This window comes from Planomonospora algeriensis, assembly GCF_977012225.1.
Window position 1 is genome coordinate 1 of sequence record NZ_CDRNDK010000508.1, and the last position, 4,187, is coordinate 4,187.

At 73.2% G+C, this 4,187-nt stretch carries 5 protein-coding genes; 2 read left to right on the forward strand and 3 right to left on the reverse strand.

Annotation, left to right across the window (positions count from 1 at the left end):
- From ACWJ6R_RS31305 to ACWJ6R_RS31315, 3 genes are all read right to left on the reverse strand, one after another.
- The coding region (locus tag ACWJ6R_RS31305) for a serine/threonine-protein kinase (RefSeq protein WP_449065676.1) at positions 1 to 909 on the reverse strand (909 nt) is incomplete at its 3' end.
- Positions 909 to 2,399: a protein kinase domain-containing protein gene (locus ACWJ6R_RS31310; protein WP_449065677.1), complete on the reverse strand. Its 1,491-nt coding sequence runs from the start codon at positions 2,397 to 2,399 to the stop codon at positions 909 to 911. The genes ACWJ6R_RS31305 and ACWJ6R_RS31310, both read right to left, overlap by 1 nt.
- Positions 2,396 to 2,833 (reverse strand): hypothetical protein, encoded by a 438-nt coding sequence (locus ACWJ6R_RS31315; protein ID WP_449065678.1) that lies wholly within the window; start codon positions 2,831 to 2,833, stop codon positions 2,396 to 2,398. The genes ACWJ6R_RS31310 and ACWJ6R_RS31315 overlap by 4 nt, the downstream gene beginning before the upstream one ends.
- Positions 2,834 to 3,073: 240 nt before the next feature.
- On the opposite strand from ACWJ6R_RS31315, the gene ACWJ6R_RS31320 reads away from it, so the two are divergent.
- Positions 3,074 to 3,196 carry a hypothetical protein gene (locus ACWJ6R_RS31320; RefSeq protein ID WP_449065679.1) on the forward strand — a complete coding sequence of 41 codons (123 nt, stop codon included), beginning with the start codon at positions 3,074 to 3,076 and terminating at the stop codon, positions 3,194 to 3,196.
- A complete protein-coding gene (locus tag ACWJ6R_RS31325; protein WP_449065680.1) occupies positions 3,169 to 3,894 on the forward strand; it encodes an MBL fold metallo-hydrolase in 726 nt (241 codons plus the stop codon). Before ACWJ6R_RS31320 ends, ACWJ6R_RS31325 begins: the two co-directional genes overlap by 28 nt.
- Positions 3,895 to 4,187: the final 293 nt, after the last annotated feature.

Sequence of the window (4,187 nt, forward strand, 5' to 3'; positions counted from 1 at the left end):
GGCCGCGGCGATCCGGCGCCGGTTCCGCGTCCGGGGAACGGGACGCGTGTCGCCCGCGTCCGGCGGGGCCGCCGGACCGCGCCTCCCGGTCAGGAGGTGCTGCGGCGCCTCGGCGTGCCCGAGCAGTCGCAGCAGGGCGGCCGTGGCGGTCGGCCGCGTGGCCGGATCCTTGGACAGGCATTCCAGGACCAGGTCCCGCAGTTCGCCGTCGAGCTCCCCCAGGTCCGGCTCGGCGGACAGGATCCGGTGGACCGTCACCGGCACCGGCCCCGTCCCGAAGGGCGGCGCCCCGGTCGCCGCGCAGGTCACGGTGGCCGCCCAGGCGAACATGTCGGAGGCCGGTCCGGCCCGCACACCGCTGAACTGCTCGGGCGCCATGTACGGCGGGGTGCCGACGAGGCGTCCGGTCACCGTGTCCGCCGCGTCGGCCGCCCGGGCGATCCCGAAGTCGATCACTCTGGGGCCGTCGCGGCCCAGCAGCACGTTGGCCGGTTTGAGGTCGCGGTGGACCACCCCCGCCCGGTGGATCGCGGCCAGCGCGGTCAGCGTGCCGATCGCCAGCCTGCGCAGCTCCGCGCCGCGCAGCGGGCCCCGCCCGGAGATCGCCTGCGCCAGGCTGGGGCCGTCGACGTACTCGCTCACGAGGTACGGCACGCCGCCGAACTCGCCGTGTTCCAGCACCTGCGCCGTGCAGAAGTCCTTGACCCGGAGGACCAGTTCGATCTCCCGGCCGAACGCGGCCGAGGATGCCTCGTCCGCCCCGGAGCGCAGGAGCTTCACCGCCGACTTCTCCCCCGAGGCGGCCTCGGCGAGGTAGACGACGCCCTGCCCGCCTTCGCCGAGCCTGCCGACGAGCCGGTGCGCGCCGATCCGCTCGGGGTCGCCGGTCAGCAGCGGACCGGCGGCCATCAGGACGCCGGCCTTCGGGTGAAGCGCAGGTACGCCTTCTCCTCGCCGCCCTCGAGGTCGGCGAGCACCCGCTGCACACCGCCGGTGAAGTCGACCACCTGGACCTGCCGGTTCTTCCCGGTGGGCCGCTGCACCAGCAGGTGGTTCTCGTTGAACCAGCCGAGGACGAGGAGCCCTTCATGATCGAGGGGGACGGTGTGGCGGCGGTTGCCGGTCGCCGTGTCCCACACGCACAGGCCCTGTTCCTTTTTCGGGCAGACGGTGTAGAAGAGTTTCTCGGAGGGGGAGAACCAGTCGATCCCGCGGGGGTCCCCCACCCAGTGCATGGTCCGGACGACCTGGCCGTCGAGGTTGAAGAAGTCGGCGCCGGTCTTCTTCCCGTCGAAGTAGCGCCGGGCGACGAGACCGCCCGGGGCGAAGGTGAACAGGTCGCTCTCCCCTCCGATGTGCTCCGTGACGACGAAGGTGGACTTGCGCGCCCGCACGTCCACGATCGCGAAGCCGGCGATCACCCTCTTGGCCGACTCGCGGATCGACAGCAGGACCGTGGAGCCGTCCGCGGACCACATGGGCTGGGAGAAGCCCTCGAACGGCTGCTTCACCGTCGGCACCGTGAAGGCCTCTCCGGTCGCCACCTCTGTGATCTTGAGGTAGTCGGTGTCCGACTGGGTGAACTTCTCCGACGGGTTGAGCGCCGCGAACCGCTCGTCCGGGGAGAGCACCGGCAGCGTCCCGGGGTCCACCTCCCGGAAGGTGTCCTCGCCCTTCTCCCTGGCGAAGGTGGCGGCCGGCCGGGTGAGCCGGACGTAGGCGCCGAGCCGTACCGGGTCCTCGGGGTTCTCGTGCAGCGTGACGCCGGTGCCGGGCAGCGTGACGTCCTTCGACGCCTTCTCCACCTCCTCCAGCGGGTAGAGCACCGTCTCGCGGGTGGCGGTGGCTGTGGCGGCGGGCAGCGCCTCCCCCGCGAGGGAGGCCGGGCGTTCCGCGACCCCTGCCGCCGCCGGGACCGCCCGCTCCGGGACGGTCAGGTACACGGTGCCCGCCGAGACCAGCGCGATCGCCACCGCGCCGGCGCCCAGGAGCAGCCCGCGGCCCCGCCGCGCGGCGGGAGCGGGAGGCGGGACGGGACCGAGGTCGGTGGTGAGGAGCTCGCCGACCAGCTTGAGCAGGACGTCGCTCGCGACCGGACGGGCGGCGGGGTCCTTGGCCAGGCAGGACGCCACGACGCCGCGCAGGTCGTCGGGGACCGCGTCCAGGACGGGCTCGTCGTGGACGACGCGATCGACGGTCACGGCCGTCGATCCGCCGTCGAAAGGGGATCGTCCGGTCGCGGCGTAGACCAGGGTCGCGGCCCAGGCGAACAGGTCGGACGGCGGCGCGGGGTCGGCGCCGTGGAGCAGTTCGGGGGCGGTGAAGGCGGGGAGGCCGACCGGGCGGGTGGCGCCGGAGTCGGTGACCGGGAGCGCCCCGGCCGCCCCGAAGTCGGTCACGCGCGGCCGTCCGGGCCGAGGATCATGCTCTCCGGCCGGATGCCGCCGTGCGTCACGCCCGCCTGGTGGCCGGCGACCAGCGCGGTCACCGTACCGACGGCGAGCCGGTGCAGCGCGGCCCCGTGCAGGGTCCCGCCGGCGACGACCGCCTCTTTCAGCGTGGGACCGTCGATGTACTCGCTCACGATGTACGGCCGTCCGTCCGCCGTCCCGGTGTCCAGGATCTCGGCGGTGCAGAACGCCGAGACCCGCCGGAGCGGCTCCACCGCGGCCAGGAGGCGCTCCCCGTCGAGGCCGGCCGGCAGCAGCCGGACGACGACCCGCTCCCCGGCCGGGGACTCCGCGAGGTAGACCGCGCCGCCCAGCCGGCCGGTGATCCGGTGGCCGCCCACTCGGCCGGGGTCCTGCGGGCCGATCGGCCTGATGTCCGGCATGGTGGAGCTCCCCTGGCGACTCGACGGCGGATCACAATTATGGAGATCATGGCCGACAAGCCGGTGGATTTTTCACCGATGCTCTCAATATCCCAAAAACACCTCGCTCCCGTCCGGCCACGGACCGCTCACCGCGCCGTCCCACGGTGGGCTGTTCACCACGCCGTGGGGTGGACCCGCCCGAGGCCGGGGCCGTGCCGTACGCTCCCCGCAGGGGAACGACCTCGCCGGGGAGGCGCCGTGAACGATCTGCCCATCTGCGTGACCTGCGGGGTCCAGTACGGCGCCCCGCGTGAGAACTGCCCGATCTGCGAGGACGAGCGGCAGTACGTGGGGTGGGAGGGCAGCGCTGGACCTCCCTGAACGGGCTGCGCGCCTCCGGGCACCGGCTGAAGGCCGCCGAGGAGGGCCCCGGGGTGGTCGGCATCGGCACCGACCCCGCCACCGCCATCGGCCAGCGGGCCCTGCTGGTCCGCACGCCCGCCGGGAACGTTCTGTGGGACATGGTCAGCCACCTCGACGACGACGTGATCCGGGAGGTCCGGGAACTCGGCGGGATCGACGCCATCGCGATCAGCCACCCGCACTTCTACGGCTCGATGGTCGAGTGGGCGCACGCCTTCGACGCGCCGGTCCACATCCACGCCGCCGACCGGGAATGGGTGGCCCGGCCCGACGACTCGGTGGTGTTCTGGGAGGGCGACACCTGCGAGATCCTCGACGGGCTGACGCTGGTCAACGCGGGCGTGCACTTCGCCGGCGGCCAGGTGCTGCACTGGCGCGACGACGAGGACGGCCGGGGCGCGCTGCTGTCCGGCGACATCCTCCAGGTGGTCGCCGACCGCCGCTGGGTGAGCTTCATGTACAGCTATCCCAACCTGATCCCCGAACGTCCCCGGACGGTCCGCCGCGCCCTGTCGCTGCTGGAGCCGTACCCGTTCGAGCGCGTCTACGGCGGCTGGTGGAAGCGGGTCGTGCGCACCGACGGCACCGAGGCCGTCCGCCGCTCCGCCGACCGCTACCTCTCCTACGCCCTGGACGACTCCTCTCCGGACGCCTGAACTCCCCCGGCGTCGACGGCGGAGGCATGGGCTCTGCGCCCCGGTTCGGCGATCGCAACCGCTCCCGCGCCGCCCGGCTGAGCCGTGGGCCGCGTGACGTGACCGGTGGACCGGGACGCCGGAGCCGACGGTCACGGACGGACTCGGCAGGAGCCTCGATCTCTGTCACGATATGGGGCATACTGTTCGGCCTGCCCAACCAGATCCTGCTCGTGACTCCTCCGCTCCCTGAAGGGAACGGCTTCTCGCTAAGCCGCTTGCGCAGCCTCACGAAGGGCAAGCCCTGCCCTGAG

Excerpts from the sequence above, each read along its gene's own strand:
- ACWJ6R_RS31315 (WP_449065678.1), bottom strand. The coding sequence starts at position 2,833 with ATGCCGGACATCAGGCCGATCGGCCCGCAGGACCCCGGCCGAGTGGGC.